At 65.9% G+C, this 18,305-nt stretch carries 20 protein-coding genes; 8 read left to right on the forward strand and 12 right to left on the reverse strand.

Going from position 1 to position 18,305, the window contains the following annotated elements:
* Window positions 1-48: 48 nt before the first annotated feature.
* From SJY12_RS09570 to recQ, 5 genes are read right to left on the reverse strand one after another with little or no spacing between them, the layout of a single operon-like run.
* Window positions 49-312 (reverse strand): hypothetical protein, encoded by a 264-nt coding sequence (locus tag SJY12_RS09570; protein ID WP_230832137.1) that lies wholly within the window; start codon window positions 310-312, stop codon window positions 49-51.
* On the reverse strand, window positions 309-1,280 hold the full coding sequence (locus SJY12_RS09575) for an alpha/beta hydrolase (RefSeq protein WP_397505216.1): 972 nt from the start codon (window positions 1,278-1,280) through the stop codon (window positions 309-311). The genes SJY12_RS09570 and SJY12_RS09575 overlap by 4 nt, the downstream gene beginning before the upstream one ends.
* Before the next feature lies 1 nt (window position 1,281).
* A complete protein-coding gene (locus SJY12_RS09580) occupies window positions 1,282-1,521 on the reverse strand; it encodes a toxin-antitoxin system HicB family antitoxin (protein ID WP_269062139.1) in 240 nt (79 codons plus the stop codon).
* Window positions 1,499-2,413 carry an SPFH domain-containing protein gene (locus SJY12_RS09585; RefSeq protein ID WP_050601632.1) on the reverse strand — a complete coding sequence of 305 codons (915 nt, stop codon included), beginning with the start codon at window positions 2,411-2,413 and terminating at the stop codon, window positions 1,499-1,501. The genes SJY12_RS09580 and SJY12_RS09585 overlap by 23 nt, the downstream gene beginning before the upstream one ends.
* 57 nt (window positions 2,414-2,470) lie before the next feature.
* Window positions 2,471-4,240, reverse strand: a complete 1,770-nt coding sequence (gene recQ / locus SJY12_RS09590; RefSeq protein ID WP_397505217.1) for a DNA helicase RecQ — start codon at window positions 4,238-4,240, stop codon at window positions 2,471-2,473.
* A 121-nt stretch (window positions 4,241-4,361) separates the two neighbouring features.
* On the opposite strand from recQ, the gene SJY12_RS09595 reads away from it, so the two are divergent.
* From SJY12_RS09595 to SJY12_RS09620, 6 genes are all read left to right on the forward strand, one after another.
* Window positions 4,362-4,649, forward strand: coding sequence for a hypothetical protein (locus tag SJY12_RS09595; protein ID WP_063511608.1), 288 nt, complete (start codon window positions 4,362-4,364; stop codon window positions 4,647-4,649).
* An 89-nt stretch (window positions 4,650-4,738) separates the two neighbouring features.
* The gene (locus tag SJY12_RS09600; protein ID WP_202392322.1) at window positions 4,739-4,990 is read left to right on the forward strand and encodes a hypothetical protein; all 252 of its coding nucleotides are present in this window, start codon (window positions 4,739-4,741) and stop codon (window positions 4,988-4,990) included.
* Window positions 4,987-6,171, forward strand: a complete 1,185-nt coding sequence (locus SJY12_RS09605) for an acyl-CoA dehydrogenase family protein (RefSeq protein ID WP_397505218.1) — start codon at window positions 4,987-4,989, stop codon at window positions 6,169-6,171. The genes SJY12_RS09600 and SJY12_RS09605 overlap by 4 nt, the downstream gene beginning before the upstream one ends.
* Window positions 6,172-6,173: 2 nt before the next feature.
* Window positions 6,174-7,412, forward strand: coding sequence for a CoA transferase (locus SJY12_RS09610; protein ID WP_397505220.1), 1,239 nt, complete (start codon window positions 6,174-6,176; stop codon window positions 7,410-7,412).
* Window positions 7,413-7,415: 3 nt separating this feature from the next.
* Entirely contained in the window at window positions 7,416-8,648 is a 1,233-nt protein-coding gene (locus SJY12_RS09615) for an acetyl-CoA C-acetyltransferase (RefSeq protein ID WP_397505221.1), read from the forward strand.
* On the forward strand, window positions 8,648-9,502 hold the full coding sequence (locus tag SJY12_RS09620; RefSeq protein WP_160766143.1) for a MaoC family dehydratase N-terminal domain-containing protein: 855 nt from the start codon (window positions 8,648-8,650) through the stop codon (window positions 9,500-9,502). The genes SJY12_RS09615 and SJY12_RS09620 overlap by 1 nt, the downstream gene beginning before the upstream one ends.
* Here SJY12_RS09620 and ppk2 read toward each other — a convergent pair.
* Window positions 9,499-10,269, reverse strand: a complete 771-nt coding sequence (gene ppk2, locus SJY12_RS09625) for a polyphosphate kinase 2 (protein WP_348347595.1) — start codon at window positions 10,267-10,269, stop codon at window positions 9,499-9,501. The genes SJY12_RS09620 and ppk2 overlap by 4 nt on opposite strands.
* Window positions 10,270-10,322: 53 nt before the next feature.
* Between ppk2 and phhA the strand changes: the two genes are divergently transcribed.
* Complete coding sequence (gene phhA / locus SJY12_RS09630) at window positions 10,323-11,261, forward strand: phenylalanine 4-monooxygenase (protein ID WP_397505222.1); 939 nt, start codon at window positions 10,323-10,325, stop codon at window positions 11,259-11,261.
* A 90-nt stretch (window positions 11,262-11,351) separates the two neighbouring features.
* Here phhA and SJY12_RS09635 read toward each other — a convergent pair whose 3' ends face one another.
* From SJY12_RS09635 to SJY12_RS09650, 4 genes are all read right to left on the reverse strand, one after another.
* Window positions 11,352-11,603, reverse strand: coding sequence for a hypothetical protein (locus SJY12_RS09635; RefSeq protein WP_050601624.1), 252 nt, complete (start codon window positions 11,601-11,603; stop codon window positions 11,352-11,354).
* A 230-nt stretch (window positions 11,604-11,833) separates the two neighbouring features.
* Window positions 11,834-12,088, reverse strand: a complete 255-nt coding sequence (locus tag SJY12_RS09640) for a GlsB/YeaQ/YmgE family stress response membrane protein (protein ID WP_050601623.1) — start codon at window positions 12,086-12,088, stop codon at window positions 11,834-11,836.
* 109 nt (window positions 12,089-12,197) lie between these two features.
* Window positions 12,198-13,013 carry an undecaprenyl-diphosphate phosphatase gene (locus SJY12_RS09645; RefSeq protein WP_063506293.1) on the reverse strand — a complete coding sequence of 272 codons (816 nt, stop codon included), beginning with the start codon at window positions 13,011-13,013 and terminating at the stop codon, window positions 12,198-12,200.
* 42 nt (window positions 13,014-13,055) lie between these two features.
* Complete coding sequence (locus SJY12_RS09650) at window positions 13,056-14,885, reverse strand: ABC transporter transmembrane domain-containing protein (RefSeq protein WP_397505225.1); 1,830 nt, start codon at window positions 14,883-14,885, stop codon at window positions 13,056-13,058.
* Between the two features lie 164 nt (window positions 14,886-15,049).
* Between SJY12_RS09650 and SJY12_RS09655 the strand changes: the two genes are divergently transcribed.
* Window positions 15,050-16,303, forward strand: a complete 1,254-nt coding sequence (locus tag SJY12_RS09655) for a polyhydroxyalkanoate depolymerase (protein WP_063506291.1) — start codon at window positions 15,050-15,052, stop codon at window positions 16,301-16,303.
* 119 nt (window positions 16,304-16,422) lie between these two features.
* Here SJY12_RS09655 and SJY12_RS09660 read toward each other — a convergent pair whose 3' ends face one another.
* Together SJY12_RS09660 and SJY12_RS09665 are read right to left on the reverse strand one after the other, a co-directional pair.
* Window positions 16,423-17,601, reverse strand: coding sequence for an acetyl-CoA C-acyltransferase (locus SJY12_RS09660; protein ID WP_397505226.1), 1,179 nt, complete (start codon window positions 17,599-17,601; stop codon window positions 16,423-16,425).
* A 55-nt stretch (window positions 17,602-17,656) separates the two neighbouring features.
* On the reverse strand, window positions 17,657-18,106 hold the full coding sequence (locus SJY12_RS09665) for a MaoC family dehydratase (RefSeq protein WP_050601618.1): 450 nt from the start codon (window positions 18,104-18,106) through the stop codon (window positions 17,657-17,659).
* Between the last annotated feature and the right edge of the window lie 199 nt (window positions 18,107-18,305).

Raw genomic sequence — 18,305 nt, forward strand, 5'->3', positions numbered from 1 at the left:
CCCATAATGGTTAACGGCGGAATAACTCCGTCCATCGCGCTGTTCCTGTCAATCGCGTTCGCCGTGGCGCCAGCGCCAGCCGCCGCGTGTCTTGCGCTTTGCGACGAGCAGGAAAAACGCTGTCGCGAAAATCCAGACGGCTGCGGCAATGCCGGTACCGAGAATGGGATCCCATTCGAGGAGAGGGGTGGGGGCGAGCATCACCGCGATGTAACCGGCCAGCAACGCCCAGCCCTGCCAAGCGATCGGCAGCCCTGCGCCATAGCCGAAGCGTTTGGGTGCAAACCATGCCCCGTCATCACGCTCGCTCATTCGCTTGCTCCCCTATCGCGCGTCACGAAATCCGCCACGCCCGCGACCAATGCGCGCGATACCGGGAGCGAGGGGTCGCCATAACTTGCGCGGTTCGCTGCGGCCGCGCCGTCCGGAATTTCCTTGAGCACATGGTTCATCGCCGGAATTTCGAGATACTCGGCCTGTGGAGCCGCCGCACGAAGCATTTGGGCATCCTTTGCAGTGGCTTGCAGATCGGCGCCGCCATGGACGATCAGCATGGGCAGGTCGGCCTGCTGTGCCAGCGCTGCGGGATCCAGCGCCATCAGATCGATGAGAAAGCCCTGCACCGCGGGCGCGAAGAGGCCCTGGAGCGCAGGATGCAGCGGGGTGACATCGACGCGTTCGCCGGTTTCCAGAGTCGCGATGGCCGCCTCGGCTTCGTCCAACAAGGGCGCATTGGCGGGATTGGCGCGCAATTGCTCGCGCAGCACGGTGGCCAGCGGGCGGCCCGGCACAGCGACGAGGATGATCCCGCACAGATGCGATATCTCCTGCGCCGCAGCGAGCGCGACGATCCCGCCCTCGCTATGCCCCAGCAGCCAGAGGCACTCGGCCCCGGTCGCAGTGCGCGCCGCGCCAACCCAGCTTGCAGTGTCGGTGACATAATCGGCAATCGTGACCCCATTGGCGTCCGCTACCGCCGCCTTGCTGGCGAACATACCGCGCTTGTCGATCCGCAATGTGCCGATGCCGCGCTCGGCCAGCGCGTCGGCGAGCAGGCGATAGGGTGCCGCAGTCACTCCCAGCGGACTGTTTCCATCGCGGTCAGTCGGGCCCGAACCCGGGATGATCAGGACCAGCGGCTGCCCTTCGACGGGCGCAACCAGCGTTCCTGCAAGATCGCCTTGCGGCCCGGGGGCAACCAGCGTTTCCTGGGCCACCACGGGCGCGGTGCCCACCGATGCCAGCAGGGCCCCGGCGCTCAGCCAGTGAATCACTGTCATCTCACTCCTCCTCCTTCTTTGGTCGGCCGCGCTTGGGCGGCTTCGAAACCGGCACCTCGATCCCGCGCTTTGCCAGCGCTTCGCGCAGCAGCATTTCGATCTGCGCATTGGCGCTGCGCAATTCGCTTGCCGCGAGCCGCTCGATCGCGGCGTGGACCGCCGGGTCGAGGCGCAGGGCGAAGGCCTTCTTCGTCATCGGATCGCGGGGCTGGGCATGGCTACTGGTAGAGCGAGCCCGCATTGATGACGGGATGCACGTCCTTCTCGCCGCACAGCACGACCATCAGATTGCTGACCATGGCCGCGCGGCGTTCGTCGTCCAGTTCGACGATGTCGTCCTGCGCCAGCTTGGTCAGCGCATCCTCCACCATGCCGACCGCGCCGAGCACGATCTTGGCCCGTGCCGCGATGATCGCATCGGCCTGCTGCCGCTTGAGCATGGCGCTGGCGATCTCGCTGGCATAGGCGAGGTGAGTGAGGCCCGCCTCGTCGACGAGGATCCCGGCAGCTTTCAGCCGGTCGTTGAGTTCCTCGAGCAGTTCGCGGTTGATGACGTCGGCGCTGCCGCGCAGCGTCACTTCCTCGTTCTCGAAATCGTCATAGGGATGGCGCGACCCGACAGTGCGCAGCCCCGCCTCGATCTGGATGTTCACGAATTCCTTGTAAGCGTCGACGTCGAAACTGGCCTGCGCAGTATCCGCCACCCGCCACACGACGTTGCAGGCAATTTCGATCGGATTGCCGCGCAGATCGTTGATCTTCACCCGCTCCGAATGGATGTTGTGCGCGCGGACCGAGAGCTTGGTCCGGACCATCCACGGCCACACCCAGCGCAGGCCCTCGCGCCGCTCGGTGCCGCGATAGGCGCCGAACAGCGTGATCACCGCGGCCTGGTTGGGCTGGATCATGAAAAAGCCCGCCGCCAGGAAGGCGAGCACCAGTATCGGCAGGATCAGCAGGCCGACGAAGGTCAGCTTGGCGGCCCTGTCGGCGTCATGCAGCGGCATGTTGCCCGCGATGTTCCATGCCGCCAGCACCAGCAGCAGCGCGATCAGCGCCAGCACCGGATAACCACTGAAGCTGGAGCCCGGATGCTCGCTGCTGGTTTTCATTCCCCTGAGTTCGACAGCCATGACGAATCATCCCTCCAATAATTATGATATCACTTTTATATCACAGGGTGACGGGGTTCAATGGTCTCCGATCACACGGAGGAAGCGCTCGCCATAGGCTTCGAGCTTTTTCGCTCCGATACCGGGGAGCCGGCCCAGTTCGCCGAGCGTGCCGGGGCGCGCGCCGGCCATCTCGCGCAGCGTCGAATCGTGGAAGACGACATAGGGCGGCACCTGCGCTTCCTCGGCCAGTTCCTTGCGCAGCGCGCGCAGCGCCTCGAACAATGGATCGCCCACCGGGTTGGGGGTCGCATCGCCGCGACGGCGCCGCTGGCGCTTGGGCGGCACAACGATCTCGACCGCGCGCTCGCCGGTCAGGATCGCGCGCGCCGAGCCGCCCAGCGCGAGTCCGCCATGCTCGGTCGCGACCAGGTCGCCGCGCGCCTGCAACGCCCGCGCGACCGGCTGCAGCAGGCGCGCGTCCTCGCCCTCGACGATCCCGAAGACACTCAACCGGTCGTGCCCGCGCTGGCGCACGCGCTCGTCCTCGCTCCCGGTCAGGACCTTCTGCAGGTGGCCCATGCCGAAGCTTTGCCCCGTGCGGTAAACCGCCGAGAGCAGCTTGCGCGCCAGCTCGGTGACATCGGTCACGCTCGGCTGTTCGAGGCAATTGTCGCAATTACCGCAGGTCTCGGGCGGGTTCTCCCCGAAATGACGCAGCAGCACCGCGCGGCGGCAGGCGGCGGTCTCGACCAGCCCGGCAAGCGCGTCGAGCCGCGCACGCTCCGCACCGCGCCGCGCCTCGTCGATTTCGGCCAGCCGCTGCCGCGCGGTGGCGAAATCACCCGCGCCCCAGAACATCACCGCTTGGGCCGGATCGCCGTCGCGCCCCGCCCGGCCGGTTTCCTGGTAATAGCCCTCGATCGACTTGGGCACGCCGACATGCGCGACGAAGCGCACGTCGGGCTTGTCGATCCCCATGCCGAAGGCGACCGTGGCGACGATGACCATGTCCTCGCTGGTCACGAATGCCGCCTGGTTGGCAGCGCGCGTCCCCGCATCGAGCCCCGCGTGATAGGGCAGCACCGCGCGCCCGGTGGCAGCGGCCAGCTTGTCCGCCAGATCCTCCACCTTGCGCCGCGTCGGGGCGTAGACGATCCCCGGACCGGGTGCGGCGGCCATCAGATCGGTCAGCTGGCGCACCGGGTTGTCGCGGTGGCGAATGGCATAGCGGATGTTGGGCCGGTCGAAGCCTGCGAGCACCAGCCCGTCGTCGGGGATGCCCAGCTGCGTCATCACGTCGCTGCGGGTCTGCTTGTCGGCGGTGGCGGTCAGCGCCAGCCGCGGGACCTGCGGGAAGGCATCGAGCATGCTGCGCAGCATGCGGTAGTCGGGGCGGAAGTCGTGCCCCCATTCGGACACGCAATGCGCCTCGTCGATCGCGAACAGGCATAGCGGTGCGGCACCCAGCAGGTCGCGGAAACCCGGCTGGCTGGCGCGTTCGGGCGCGACATAGATCAGGTCCAGCTCGCCAGCGCGGAAGGCATCCTGCGTTTCGCGCCAGTCGGCATCGGCGCTGGTCAGCGTGGCCGCCCGGATGCCGTTGGCGCGCGCGCTGCGCAGCTGGTCGTGCATCAGCGCGATCAGCGGGCTGATGACCACGCAGGTCCCCGGCAGCATGACTGCGGGCAGCTGGTAGGTCAGCGACTTGCCCGCCCCCGTCGGCATGACCGCCAGCGTCGACTGCCCGTCCAGCACGCGCGCAACGACCTCTTCCTGCCGCCCGCGGAAACCGTCGAAGCCGAAGACATCCTTGAGGGAATGATATGCGCTGGCGATCCCGGTCATGTGCGCCTGATGGCAGATGGTTTGGCGCGCGCAACCGGCGCACCGCGATTTTCCCCTTGCCCAGCGCCCGTCGCTTGCGCTTTACCCGCCGCGCAAGTTCGAAACCGGAGAGAGAACCGCCATGAAATTCCGTATCGCCCTGACTGCTGCCGCCTCGCTCGCGCTCGCCGCCTGTGGCAGCAGCGAAGATGCCTCGACCGAAGCCGAGGCCGACACCGTCGAAATGACCGCCGACGAAGCGCTGACCGATGTCGAGGAAATGCCCGTCGAGGATCCCGCCGCCAACACCGCCCCGGTCGAGATGGACACCGCCTCGCCGAGCGAGGAAGCGGAGATCCAGGAAGCCGGCGACAGCGCCGCCGACACCGCTGCCGCAGCCATGGATGCGATGGCCGAAGACGCGAACTGACCGGCCTGCACACGCGCCGCGTTCTTCCGGACGCAGCCACGCCGTAACGTCCTTTGCGCGGCCCGTGTGTACGCCTAGCCTTCGCGTCCATGACCCGACTCGTCGCCCCTGCCGCCGCGCTGCTTGCGCTGTCCGCCACGCTCGCCTGCAGCGATAGCAGCGAGGGCGATCAGCCGCCCGGAGCCGTGACCCAGAGCGAGGCTGCCGCGCTCGACGATGCGGCCGCCATGATTGACGAGCGGCGCCTGCCCGAAGGCCTCGTGCCCGACGACGGGGCGATGCCGCCCGCCGCGGCCCCGCGCGAAACGGGCGGACCGGAACCAATGGAGCTTCCCCAATGAGTGTCACCACTGCCCCCGGCATGGATGCCGAAACCTTCGACCAGTTCCTCGACCAGCTCGAACGCTATGTCCGCGAACGGCTGATCCCGGCCGAGACCGAAGTCATCGCCAACGACCGCATCCCCCACGAGATCGTCGCGGAAATGAAGGAGATGGGGCTGTTCGGCCTGACCGTGCCCGAGGATTTCGGCGGCGCCGGCCTCAACACCACCCAATATGCCAAGGTCGTGCAGACGATGGCCTATGCCGCGCCCGCCTATCGCTCGATCTTCTCGATCAATGTCGGCATGTTCAATTCGGCGATCAAGAATGGCGGGACCGACGCGCAGAAGGCCGAATGGTGGCCCAGGATCGCCGAGGGCGCGATCGCCTGCTTCGGCCTGACCGAACCCGGTTCGGGCAGCGACAGCGCCGCCATGGCGACCACCGCGCGGCCCGATCCCGAAGGCAACGGCTGGATCCTCAACGGGACCAAGCGCTACATCACCAATGCCCCGCATGCCGATGTCGGGCTGATCATGGCCCGCACCGAGAAGGACGCGCAGCCCAAGAACGCGCATGTCAGCGCTTTCATCGTGCCGATGGACACGCCCGGCGTATCGACCAGCAGCCCCGACAAGAAGATGGGCCAAGCGGGCAGCCATATCTCCGACATCATGCTCGACGACGTGCACGTCCCCGGCGATGCGCTGCTGGGCGAACAGACCGGGCAGGGCTTTCGCTTCGCCATGATGAGCCTCGACAATGGCCGTATCTCGGTCGGTGCGGCAAGCACCGGCTATGCGCGCCGCGCGCTCGATTCGGCGCTCAAATACGCCAATGAGCGGCAGGCCTTTGGCGAACCGATCGCCAATTTCCAGCTGATCCAGCAGATGCTCAGCGAAAGCTGGACCGAAATCTACGCTGCCGAGGCGATGATGGCCGATGTCACCGCGCGGGTCGATCGCGGCGAGAACACCGTCAAGCACGCCGCGGCATTCAAGGTGTTCGCCTCCGAAATGTGCGGCCGCGTGGTCGACCGGGTGGTGCAGATCTACGGCGGCGCGGGCTATCTGGCCGAATACGATGCCGAACGCTTCTTCCGCGATGCGCGCATCTACCGCATCTATGAAGGCACCACGCAGATCCTCCAGCTGCAGATCGCCAAGCACATGCTGCGCGATTACGCGGCGGGGATCTGAGCGTGTACCAGCTTCTCGACGGACTGAGCATTATCGAGGCCTCGAGCTTCGTCGCCTCGCCCACCGCCGGCCTCTATTGCGCGCAACTGGGCGCCGAGGTGATCCGCGTCGATCACAAGGAAGGCGGGCTCGATTACGACCGCTACATGCTGACCGAGCAGGGCCGCAGCCTGAGCTGGGAAAACCTCAACCGGGCGAAGAAATCGGTCGCGCTCGACCTGCGCAGCGGCGAGGGGCGCGAACTGCTGGTCGCGCTGTCGGCCAACACGGGCAATCTCATCACCAACCTGCCGGAAAAGAGCTTCCTCGGGCATGGTGCCATCGCCGCGCAGCAGCCCGAAGGCGCGCCCGAACTGGTCAGCGTGCGCATCATGGGCTGGCACGATGGGCGCCAGGCGATGGATTTCACCGTCAACGCGGCAAGCGGCTATCCGCTGATGTGCGGGCCCGAGGACTGGGACATGGCCAATGCGCCGCCGGTCAACCAGGTACTGCCCGCATGGGACTTCATCACCGGCGCCTATTGCGCCTTCGCGCTGCTCGCCGCGCTGCGCCAGCGCGATGCGACGGGCCAGGGCAGCGAATTGCGCGTGCCGCTGGGCGATGTCGCGATCGGGACCATGGCCAACAGCGGCGCATTGGCCGAGATGCTCTATCGCGGCGGCGACCGCGAACGTCTGGGCAATGCGATCTGGGGTGCGTTCGGGCGCGACTTCCGCAGCCGCGACGGGGTGCGCTTCATGGTCGCAGCACTGACGGCCAAGCAATGGGACGGCCTCGTCGCCGCCTTCGGGATCGCAGACGCGATTGCCGCGCTCGAGGCCGAGCTGGGCGTGCGCTTCGCCGATGGCGACCGGCCACGCTTCGAAAACCGCCACCGCCTGTTCGCGCTGTTCCAGGAACGCGCGGACAGGATGGACTGGGACGAATTGTCCGCCAGTCTCGCGGCGCATGGTACCACTTTCGAGCGCTACCGCACTATGCACGAGGCGGCGAACGACGCCGCACTGGTGGCCGACAACCCGCTGTTCGGTGCTTCGCCCGCCAATCCCAGCGGCTTCGAATATCCCGCCACGCGCAGCTTTGCGAATATCCCTTCGCGCGAAGCCGGGGCGCCCGCGCCCGCGCCCTATCTGGGCCAGCACACCGAGGAAGTGCTCGCCGAACGGCTCGGCCTGTCCTCGGGCGCGATCGGCAAGCTCGTCGATCGCGATATCGCCCGCCTCTCCGACAAGGATTAAGCCATGACGACACTCCGCCGCGTAGCCATCTGCAAGCCCCTGCGTACACCGGTCGGCAAGTTCCTCGGCAGCCTCGCCCCGCTCGAGGCGGGCGCGCTCGGAGCAGTGATCATCAAGGCGCTGGTCGAACGCAGCGGGATCGATCCGCTGCGGGTGGACGATGTGGTGTTCAGCCAGGGCTACGGCAGCGGCGAGGCCCCCGCGATCGGGCGCTGGAGCTGGCTGGCGGCGGGCTATCCGATCGAGGTACCCGGCTTCCAGCTCGACCGGCGCTGCGGCTCGGGCCTGCAGGCGGTCGCGACTGCGGCGATGATGGTCCAGACCGGCGTCGCCGACTGCGTGCTCGCGGGCGGGGTCGAGAGCATGTCCAATGTCGAACATTACACCACCAAGGCGCGCCACGGCGCACGGCTGGGCGACATGGTGCTGTGGGACCGGCTGACGCGCGGGCGGTTGATGAGCCAGCCGATCGAACGCTTCGGAGTGATCACCGGCATGATCGAAACCGCCGAAAATCTCGCCAAGGATTACGACATCAGCCGCGAGGCTGCCGATGCATTCGCGGTGCGCAGCCACCAGAACGCCGCCCGCGCCTGGGCCGAAGGCAAGTTCGACGAACAGCTGGTCCCGGTGGAAATCCCCCAGCGGCGCGGCGATCCGGTGGTCTTCGCGCGTGACGAGGGTTTCCGCGAGGATGCCAGCATGGACACGCTGGGCAAGCTGCGCCCGATCGACGGCAAGCGCGATGCGGATGCGATCGTGACGGCGGGCAATGCCAGCCAGCAGAACGACGCCGCCGCCGCCTGCCTGGTGGTGGCGGAGGACAAGGTGGAGGAATTGGGCCTCGAACCGATCCTGTGGTTCCATTCGTGGAGCGCGGCCGGCTGCGATCCCAGCCGGATGGGGATCGGCCCCGTTCCCGCGGTCGAACGGCTGTTCGCCAAGACCAATATGGGCTGGGACGATATCGGGCTGATCGAACTCAACGAGGCCTTCGCCCCGCAGGCGCTCGCCGTGCTGAAGGGCTGGGGTTTCGCCGAGGACGACAGCCGCCGCGAGCTGGTCAACGTCAACGGGTCGGGCATTTCGCTGGGCCACCCGATCGGCGTGACGGGGATCCGCATCCTCGCCGACATGGCGCATGAAATGCAGCGCCGCGAGGTGCGCTACGGACTCGAGACCATGTGCATCGGCGGGGGCCAGGGAATGGCCGCCGTCTTCGAACGCGCCGCCTGATGTCCGATTGGGCCGACTGGATCGGGCGCGAGCAGCGCGCGGCAGACCGGCTCGATCCGGCGCTCGCCGCGCGGTGGTACGCGACCTTCGATCACGGCGCGCCGGCCTCGACCGCCATGCCGCAGGGGATCCATTTCTGCCTCTGCACGCCCGAAGCACCGACTGCGCGGCTGGGCCCCGACGGGCATCCGCTGCGCGAGGACGACCCGGCGAGCTTCCTGCCCCCGATCCCGCTGCCGCGGCGGATGTGGGCGTCGAGCGATATCGAATTCCGCGCCCCCATGACGATCGGTGCGACGATCGAGCGGACCAGCCGCGTCGTCTCGATCACGCCCAAGTCGGGGAGCCGCGGCGAAATGGTTTTCGTCGAGATCGACCACGAGACCAGCGCCGACGGCAAACTCGCCGTGCGCGAGCGGCAGAGCGCGGTCTATCTCGAGGCGCTGGCACCCGATGCCCCCCTGTCGCCGCCGGCACCATCCCCCGAAGTGTTCGACCCGCAGGCATGGGACCTCCATCGCCAGCTTGTGCCCGATACGCGGCTGCTGTTCCGCTATTCGGCGCTGACCTTCAACACCCATCGCATCCATTACGATGCGCCCTATGCGCTGGAGCAGGAGCGTTATCGCGGCCTGGTGGTCCACGGCCCGCTGACCGCCAGCCTGCTGCTGCAACTGGCCGCCGAACGCTTCGGCGAGAACCGGCTGGCGCAGTTCGGTTTCCGCGGGGTCAGCCCCGCGATTGCCGGCGAAGCGTTGCATCTGGTCCTGCGCGGGGCCGGCGACGACATCGAGCTCGCCGCATTCGCGGGGGACGGGCGGCAGGTGACAAAAGCCTCTGCCCGCCTCGCCTAGTCGCTCGGGAAGCTCTCGATCGGTTCGATCACCGTATAGCGTTCGACCTTGGGCTCGCGGCCCAGCGGCGGAAAGTCGATCTGCGGCGGTGCGACACGCGTATCCGGCAGGCGGTCGAGCAGGTCGCGCAGCAGCGTCAGCCGGCCGCGCTTCTGGTCGTTGAAATCGACCAGTGTCCACGGCGCCCATTCGGTATGCGTCGCCGCCAGCATCGCCTCACGCGCTTCGGTATAGGCATCGTATTTCTCGCGCGCCGCCAGGTCGACGGGGGACAGCTTCCAGCGTTTGAGCGGATCGTCCAGCCGTTCGCGCAGCCGTTCCTCCTGCTGTGCCTGATCGGTACCGAGCCAGTATTTGAACAGCAAGATGCCGTCATCGACCAGCATCTTCTCGAAGGTCGGGGCCTGCTCGAGAAACCGTGCGACCTGCGGCGCATCGGCATAGCCCATGACCTTCTCGACGCCCGCGCGATTGTACCAGCTGCGATCGAACAGCACGATTTCGCCCGCGCTCGGCAGGTGCCGGACATAACGCTGGAAATACCACTGGCTCTGTTCGGCCTCGGTCGGCTTGGCGAGCGCGGCGATATGGCACTGGCGCGGATTGAGTTTTTCGGACACCGCGCGAATCGCGCCGCCCTTGCCCGCAGTATCGCGCCCCTCGAACAGGACGACGATGCGCTGCCCCGTCGCTTGCGCCCAGCGCGCCATGGCGGCCAGTTCCTCACGCATCGGTGCGAGCGCGGCCTTGTAGTCCCTCGATTTCATCACGCCCTCGGCATTTGTGTGCGGGCGCCAATGATAGTATCATCCGCGACGATATGGCTACACTTGCACAGACCGAACAGGATTTTACCCGTTTGCCGGACCTTCCGGCAGAGGTATTCACCGCCCCGCTCAAGAAACCAAACCGCGTGGGCGACGACTGGCTCGAGCCCGAACAGACCCAGTATTCGAGCGACGACGACGCGATCTGGAACGCCCTGTTCGAACGGCAGATGAAGGTGCTGCCGGGACGCGCGGCCAGCGCGTTCATGGCCGGGCTGGACAAGCTCGACCTCAGCCGCGGCGGGGTGCCCGAATTCGGCCGCCTGTCCGAAGAGCTCGATACGCTCACCGGGTGGAGCGTGGTTCCCGTGCCGATGCTGATCCCCGATCACGTGTTCTTCTGGCACCTGGCCAACCGGCGCTTCCCCGCGGGCAATTTCATTCGCACGCGCGAGACCTTCGATTACATCCAGGAACCCGACGTGTTCCACGACGTGTTCGGCCACGTCCCGATGCTGACCGATCCGGTCTATGCCGATTACATGCAGGAATATGGCCGCGCGGGCTGGAAGGCGATGCGCTACAACCGGCTCAAGGCGCTCGGTTCGCTCTACTGGTACACCGTCGAATTCGGGCTGCTGCAGGAAGCCGACGGGATCAAGGCCTATGGCGCGGGGATCCTCTCGGGCCCGACCGAGGTGGTCTATGCCACCGAGGCCAAGAGCCCCAACCGCATCATGCTCAATGTCGACCGCGTCATGCGCACCGATTACGTGATCAGCGATCTGCAGCCGACATATTTCGTGATCGAGAGCTTCGAGGACCTCTACCGCCAGACGGTCGAGCGCGATTTCGACCAGCTCTACAAAAGCCTCGGGCCCGGGTTTACCTATGCCAACACCGCGGTGATCGATGTCGACCATGTGGTGAACCACGGCTCGCTCGAATACACGCTGCGCGGCGGGCGCGGGTCGGGCGCGGCCCCGGTCTGACCTCCGCAAGGTCCGGCGAAAACCAGCGCCCAACAAAAAACGGCCCCGGATCGCTCCGGGGCCGCATGATCGCATAACGATCGACGATGCTTACATTTCGTCGATTTCGTCAGCCTGCTCTTCCATGGATTCTTCCATGGCGTCGGTCTGGTCGTCCATGACGTCGGCCTGGTCTTCGGTGATTTCACCGGCTTCTTCCATGGCGTCAACCTGGTTGTCGCGAGCGTCTTCCATCTCTTCGATGTTTTCTTCGGCTTCGTTTTCTGCTGCGCTGTCGCAAGCGGCAAGGCCGAGGCTCATGGCGGCGGCGGTAGCGACGAGCGTTGCTTTATTGAACTTCATGTAAATTCCCCTTTTGTCGTTCCAGCCGCGTTTTCGAAATGCGGCAAGAATGTGATGAACGGACTATTGTTCCTTCGGTTCCCGGCAGTCAAGCAAGAACGCCGGGGGTGGAGGTTTGCCGTATCGGATACGAAATGGCCCGGGGAACGCCCGGGCCGTCAACCATATGCGAGACGCCAATCCATTCCGTCCGCGTTTGTACCCGATGATCGGGCGATGTGAAGCGGGATTCAGTTATAGGCCCGCTGGCGGATGAGGTTGAACACCCCGATCGCGACGACCGATCCGAGCACTGCCCACAGCAGCGCGACGCCGCTGACCGTGCCGAAAACCGCCCCGTTGCCGGCGATCAGCCCGGTCACGAGCGAGCCGAGCACGCCGACGAGCGCATTGGCGAGGATGCTGCGGCCATCTTCGATCCTGAGAATAATCGTTGCCAGCCAGCCCAGGAGGGCTCCTACGACAACCAGAATCAACAAACCCATCGGTGCGTACCTTTGTCTTTCATTCACCGGAGACAAGCACGCAAATGATCAAAGGTTCCTTACGGCAGACCCCGGATCGCTCGCTCCGTGGCATCCATGCCACACTTCGTCAGGCGAAAGTCAGCCAGGCCAGGGCGGCGGAACCGGCGATGATCCGGTACCACGCGAAGGGCGTGAAGCCGCTGCGGCTGACATAGGCGACGAAGGCGCGGATCACGAACAGCGCGACGATGAAGCTGACCGCGAAGCCGAGCGCAATATGGTCCCAGCCCACCCGTGTCGCGCCGGCCATCATCTCGTCGTATTTGGTGGCGACTTCGAGCGTGGTCGCGCCGACCATCGTCGGCACCGCCAGGAAGAAGGAGAATTCAGCCGCCGTCTTGCGATTGATGCCCATCGCCAGCGCCCCCATGATCGTCGCGCCCGAACGGCTGACGCCCGGCACCATGGCGAGACATTGGGCGAACCCGACGCCGAGCACCTTGGCGAGCGGCAGTTCGGCCACGCCGCGCCCTTCGTCGCGGGGGTTGGCCGCGCGTTCGATCACGATGATCGCCACCCCGCCGGCAATCAGCGCCCAAGGCACGATCCCCGGGTTGCCGAGCATGGCCTCGAAGCTTTCGTAGAGCGCGAAGCCGATCACTGCACTGGGCAGGAAGCCGAGCAGGATGTTGCGTGCGAACATCAGCCCTTCGCGTTCGCGCTTGAGCACGCCGATCCCGGCCGACCAGAAGGTGCCCCAGTATTGGTAGACCACCGCCAGGATCGCGCCCAGCTGGATCACCACGTTGAACATCGCCCATTCGTTGGGATCCGCGCCCGACAGTTCGGTCGCGAGAATGAGGTGACCGGTCGATGAAACCGGGATGAATTCGGTGAGCCCCTCGACGATGCCGAGGAAGATCGCGGTGATGTAATCGTTCATTGCGGGACGCCCCAAGAGCAGTGGACTGCGCGAGTCAAGCGGTCAGGCGCTTTCCAGACCGAACTGGAGCGAAGCGAGCCGGGCGTAGAGCCCGCCATTGGCCGACAGCGTGTCGTGCGTACCCTGTTCGACGATCCGGCCATCCTCCATCACGACGATGCGGTCGGAAGCGCGGACGGTCGACAGGCGGTGGGCGATGACCAGCGTCGTACGCTCGCGCATCAGGTGTTCGAGCGCATCCTGCACCAGCCGCTCGCTCTCGGCATCGAGTGCGCTGGTTGCCTCGTCGAGAAGCAGGATCGGCGCAGCGCGCAGCAGCGCGCGGGCAATGGCGATGCGTTGGCGCTGGCCGCCCGACAGCTGCGTGCCGCTTTCCCCGAGATAGGTGTCGAGCCCCTGCGGGAGCTTGTCGAGGAATTCGGCAGCATTGGCCGCCTGCGCAGCGGCCCGGATCTCGTCCTCGCTCGCATCCCAATTGCCATAGCGCAGATTGTCGCGCGCATTGGCGCTGAACAGGACGCCTTCCTGCGGGACATAGGCGATGCGCCGCCGGATTTCGGCGGGATCGGCGCTGGTCAGCGGAATGCCGTCGAGCCGGATCGAGCCTGCCTGCGGATCGTAGAAGCGTTCTGCCAGCTGGAAGATGGTCGACTTGCCCGCCCCCGACGGCCCCACGATGGCGACGGTTTCGCCCGGTTCGACCTCGAGGCTGAAATCGGTGATCGCCGGCGCATCGAGCCGGGTCGGATAGCGGAAGGTGACATTGCGGAACGACAGCCCGCCGCGCGGCGGCGCGGGCAATGCCTGCGGCCGTGCGGGTGCGGTGATCGAGGGTCTTTCCTCGAGCAGTTCGGACAGCCTGCTCGCCGCGCCCGCGCCGCGCAGCAGGTCGCCGTAGACTTCGGTCAGCGCACCGATCGCGCCTGCGACGAGGCCTGCGGTGAGCACGAATGCGGCGATCGTCCCGCCCGAGATTGCGCCTTCGCTGACCGCCTGCGCGCCGCGCCAGACCAGCAGGGTGATGCCGCCGAAAACCAGCAGGATCACGATCGCGGTCATCGCCGCGCGGATGATGACCCGGCGCCGCGCGACCGAGAAGGTGCGTTCGACCGCCTCGCGGAAGCGCGCATGTTCGCGTTCTTCCTGGTTGAACCCCTGGACGATCTTCATCGCCGACAGCACTTCGGTGACCATTGCCCCGATATCGGCGACGCGGTCCTGGCTGGTGCGCGAGACCTTGCGCAGGCGCCGCCCGAACAGCGTGATCGGGATAACGATGGCGGGGATCAGCAGGAACAGCCCCATGGTCAGGCCGGGGACCAGCCAGAACAGATAGGCCGTGCCCCCGATCGCCATCAGCGCATTGCGCAGCGCGACCGAGACAGTGGTGCCGACCACCTGTTCGATCAGCGCGGTGTCGCTGGTCATGCGGCTGGAAATTTCCTTGGGACTGTTCTCTTCATAGAACCCCGGCGCCAGGCGCAGCAGGTTGTCCTGCACCCGCAGGCGGATGTCGGCGACCACGCGCTCGCCCAGCCAGCTGACGAAATAGAACCGCATTGCAGTGCCTGCGGCAAGCACGGCGACGATCATCAGCAAATAGCGGAACCAGCGGCCCATGTCCTCGGGCGTCGCCCCTTCGGCAAAGCCGCGGTCGATCACCATCTTGAAGCCCGCGGGGATCGCCAGCGTCGCCGCCGCAGTGATGAACAGCGCGAGGATGGCGAGCGCGACATGGCCGGGATAGCGCGTGCCCGCCTGCCATACCATGCGCAGTGAACCCAGCGAACGCTGGCGCGGGGCATCCGCAGCGGCGCGCTTGCGTGCGAACCGGCCGCGGCCGTCGGTTTCCGTCTGGTCCTTGGCTGACATGCGCACGCAGTTACGTCGCCGCGCGGTTAAAATCCACTGTGCTGCACATGCTCAGGCACATTTAAACCGATTGTGCATTGCACAATTATCGATCGAACGGCAGGATTGCCATATTCCACCCGCACGACACAGCCATACAATGCCGGGTACGCAGGGGACATTTATTGCTCTACCACGCCTATGAACTGCAGCGCAGCTGGCTCAACTCGGCCAGCGCCTTCGCCTCGATCGGGGTGGAAATGCTGAACAACCCGGCCAATCCGTTCAATTACGTCGGCCCGATGGGCTATATGAACATCGGCCCGGTGGCGGCGAGCGCGCTGGAAGTCTTCGCGCATGCGACGGCATCCTACGGCAAGCCGGCGTGGAACCTCGAGGCGATCGATGTCGATGGTAAGCCCGTGGCGATCGTCGAATCGACTGTGGTCAACCGGCCCTTCGGCGATCTGAAGGCGTTCCACCGCGAAGACCTGCCCGAAGACGCCCCGCGCCTGCTGGTCGTCGCGCCGATGAGCGGGCATTACGCCACGCTGCTGCGCGGCACGGTCGAACGGATGCTGCAAGGCTACCGCGTCTATGTCACCGATTGGGCCGATGCGAAGACCGTCCCGCTGCACGAAGGGACCTTCGATCTCGATGATTACATCGATTACGTGATCGGCTATCTCGAACACATCGGCCCCGATGCACAGGGCGGCGGTGCGCATGTGATGGCGGTGTGCCAGCCTTCGGTGCCCGTCTTTGCCGCCACTGCAATCATGAACCGCGATGGCCATCCGTGCACGCCGCGCACGCTGACCATGATGGGCGGGCCGATCGACACGCGCTGTTCGCCGACCAGCGTCAACGATCTGGCGATGGACCGCCCGATCGAGTGGTTCCGCCACAATGTCATCGCCACCGTGCCGATGCAGTATCGCGGCGCGGGCCGGCGGGTCTATCCCGGCTTCATGCAGCTGGCCGGGTTCATGAGCATGAACCTCGGCAATCACATGATCAGCCATTACGAGATGTTCAAACACCTCACCGTCGGCGACGACGAAAGCGCGCAGGCGACCAAGGATTTCTACGACGAATACCGCAGCGTGTGCGACATGACCGCCGAGTTCTACCTGCAGACGGTGCAGGAGGTGTTCCAGGACCATGCGCTGCCCAACGGCACTTTCCTGCATCGCGGCAAGCGCATCGACCTGGGCGACATCACGCAGACCGCGCTGCTGGCGATCGAGGGCGAGCGAGACGATATCTCGGGCCTGGGGCAGACGCGGGCCGCGCTCGAACTGACGCCGCAGCTCGATGCCGGCAAGAAGCGGTATTACATGGCCGAAGGCGCGGGCCATTACGGCATTTTCAACGGCAGCCGCTGGCGCGACAAGATCGCCCCCGTGGTCGAGGAGTTCATCGCCGAACACGGCTAGGCGTCGGCGGCCTCCCACGCGGTCAGCCGCGGTGAAGCCGTTCCAGCAAGCATGCCAAGAAGAAGGGCGGCGCGGGGTTTTGCCCCGGCCGCCCTTCTCGGTTTCAGGCTAGGTTGACCCTAGAAGATTTCGAACAGGCCGGCTGCGCCCATGCCGCCGCCGACGCACATGGTGACGACGCCGTATTTCGCGCCCATGCGCTTGCCTTCGAGCAGCACGTGGCCGGTGCAGCGTGCGCCGGTCATGCCATAGGGGTGGCCGATCGAGATCGAGCCGCCGTTGACGTTGAGCTTGGCGTTATCGATGCCGAGCTTGTCGCGGCAGTAGAGCACCTGCACCGCGAAGGCTTCATTCAGTTCCCAGATGCCGATGTCGTCGACGCTCAGGTCGAAGCGCTTGAGCAGCTTGGGAATCGCGAAGACCGGGCCGATGCCCATTTCGTCGGGTTCGGTCCCGGCGACTGCCATGCCGACATAGCGGCCGAGCGGCTCGAGGCCCTTCTGTTCGGCGACCTTGGCTTCCATGAGCACGCTGGCCGACGAACCGTCCGACAGCTGCGAAGCGTTGCCCGCAGTGATCGTGGTGCCGTCGCCCATCACCGGCTTGAGGCTGTTGAGGCCTTCGAGCGTGGTCTGCGGGCGATTGCCCTCGTCCTTGTCGATGGTGATTTCGACGTCCGAAATCTCGCCCGTTTCCTTGTCCTGCACCTTGTGCGTGGTGCTGACCGAGACGATTTCGTCGTCGAACTTGCCGGCTTCCTGCGCGGCGGCGGTACGCTGCTGGCTCTGCAGCGCGTATTCGTCCTGCGCTTCGCGGCTGATGCCGTAACGCTGCGCGACCGTTTCGGCGGTCTGCAGCATCGGCATGTAGATCGCGCCGTGCATGTTAACCAGCTCGGGATCGGGCATCACGCGCATTTCCTTGGTCTGCACGAGGCTGATCAATTCCTGCCCACCGGCGGCCACCACGTCCATGCGGTCGGTGATGATCTGCTTGGCGGCGGTGGCGATGCTCATCAGGCCGCTCGAACACTGGCGGTCGATGGTCATGCCGCTGGTGCCGATCGGGCAACCGGCGCGCAGCGCGACCTGGCGGGCGAGGTTGCCGGCCTGCGCACCCTGCTGGAGCGCGCTGCCCCACAGCACGTCGTCGACCTCGCCGGCGTCGATGCCGGCACGCTCGATCGCGGGCTTGAGCGAATAGGCGCCGAGCGTCGGGCCCTTGGTGTCGTTGAACCCGCCCTTGTAGGCACGGCCGATGGCGGTGCGGGCGGTGGAGACGATGACTGCGTCACGCATGGGTATTTCCTTGGTTGTGGTTGTGTCTGGATCCTCGCCGGGGAGGAGGGGGAAATCAGACGAAAATCTGGGTGATCCACTCGGTGATCAGCGCGGGCTTTTCCTCGCCCTCGATCTCCATGGTGATCTCGCAGGTCTGCTGCCACTGGCCGGGACGCTTCTCGGTCATTTCGACCAGCTTCCAGTGGCCGCGGATGCGCTTGCCGCTGCGGACGGGCGAGATGAAGCGGGTTTTGTTGCCGCCGTAGTTCACGCCCATCTTCACGCCGTCGAGCTTGGGCATGTCCGATTTGGCGCTTAGATAGGGGATCATCGACAGCGTGAGGAAGCCATGCGCGATGGTGCCGCCGAACGGCGTCATCTTGGCCTTTTCCTCGTCGATATGGATAAACTGGTGATCGCCGGTGGCATCGGCGAACTGGTTGATACGCTCCTGGCTCATGTCGACCCATTCGCTCGTGCCGATGTTCTCGCCGACCTTGTCTGCCAGTTCCTGCGGGCTCATACGCCTCTCCTCTGTTCGAAAATCATGGTTTGGCGCGACTCCGGTCGCGCGTGCGGCGCGAGTCATGGCGCATGTGCGGGATGCGCGCAACACCGCCGAACGTGCCGCTACGGCATGGGGAAGCGCCATGTCCGGTGATGGAGGAGGCGGCACGTATTGAGCCGATTCGTACAGGCGGTATGGTCCGGCAGGCGGCGCA

Source organism: Qipengyuania sp. R86523 (genome assembly GCF_044596365.1).
GTDB lineage: Bacteria > Pseudomonadota > Alphaproteobacteria > Sphingomonadales > Sphingomonadaceae > Qipengyuania > Qipengyuania citrea.

Coding starts and splice junctions, on each gene's coding strand:
- SJY12_RS09645 (WP_063506293.1), bottom strand. CDS start 13,013: ATGAACGATTACATCACCGCGATCTTCCTCGGCATCGTCGAGGGGCTC.
- SJY12_RS09615 (WP_397505221.1), top strand. CDS start 7,416: ATGACGACACTCCGCCGCGTAGCCATCTGCAAGCCCCTGCGTACACCG.
- SJY12_RS09605 (WP_397505218.1), top strand. CDS start 4,987: ATGAGTGTCACCACTGCCCCCGGCATGGATGCCGAAACCTTCGACCAG.
- SJY12_RS09595 (WP_063511608.1), top strand. CDS start 4,362: ATGAAATTCCGTATCGCCCTGACTGCTGCCGCCTCGCTCGCGCTCGCC.
- SJY12_RS09575 (WP_397505216.1), bottom strand. CDS start 1,280: ATGACAGTGATTCACTGGCTGAGCGCCGGGGCCCTGCTGGCATCGGTG.
- SJY12_RS09650 (WP_397505225.1), bottom strand. CDS start 14,885: ATGTCAGCCAAGGACCAGACGGAAACCGACGGCCGCGGCCGGTTCGCA.
- SJY12_RS09640 (WP_050601623.1), bottom strand. CDS start 12,088: ATGGGTTTGTTGATTCTGGTTGTCGTAGGAGCCCTCCTGGGCTGGCTG.
- SJY12_RS09570 (WP_230832137.1), bottom strand. CDS start 312: ATGAGCGAGCGTGATGACGGGGCATGGTTTGCACCCAAACGCTTCGGC.
- SJY12_RS09660 (WP_397505226.1), bottom strand. CDS start 17,601: ATGCGTGACGCAGTCATCGTCTCCACCGCCCGCACCGCCATCGGCCGT.
- ppk2 (WP_348347595.1), bottom strand. CDS start 10,269: ATGAAATCGAGGGACTACAAGGCCGCGCTCGCACCGATGCGTGAGGAA.
- SJY12_RS09600 (WP_202392322.1), top strand. CDS start 4,739: ATGACCCGACTCGTCGCCCCTGCCGCCGCGCTGCTTGCGCTGTCCGCC.
- SJY12_RS09635 (WP_050601624.1), bottom strand. CDS start 11,603: ATGAAGTTCAATAAAGCAACGCTCGTCGCTACCGCCGCCGCCATGAGC.
- SJY12_RS09580 (WP_269062139.1), bottom strand. CDS start 1,521: ATGCGGGCTCGCTCTACCAGTAGCCATGCCCAGCCCCGCGATCCGATG.
- phhA (WP_397505222.1), top strand. CDS start 10,323: ATGGCTACACTTGCACAGACCGAACAGGATTTTACCCGTTTGCCGGAC.
- recQ (WP_397505217.1), bottom strand. CDS start 4,240: ATGACCGGGATCGCCAGCGCATATCATTCCCTCAAGGATGTCTTCGGC.
- SJY12_RS09585 (WP_050601632.1), bottom strand. CDS start 2,413: ATGGCTGTCGAACTCAGGGGAATGAAAACCAGCAGCGAGCATCCGGGC.
- SJY12_RS09665 (WP_050601618.1), bottom strand. CDS start 18,106: ATGAGCCCGCAGGAACTGGCAGACAAGGTCGGCGAGAACATCGGCACG.
- SJY12_RS09620 (WP_160766143.1), top strand. CDS start 8,648: ATGTCCGATTGGGCCGACTGGATCGGGCGCGAGCAGCGCGCGGCAGAC.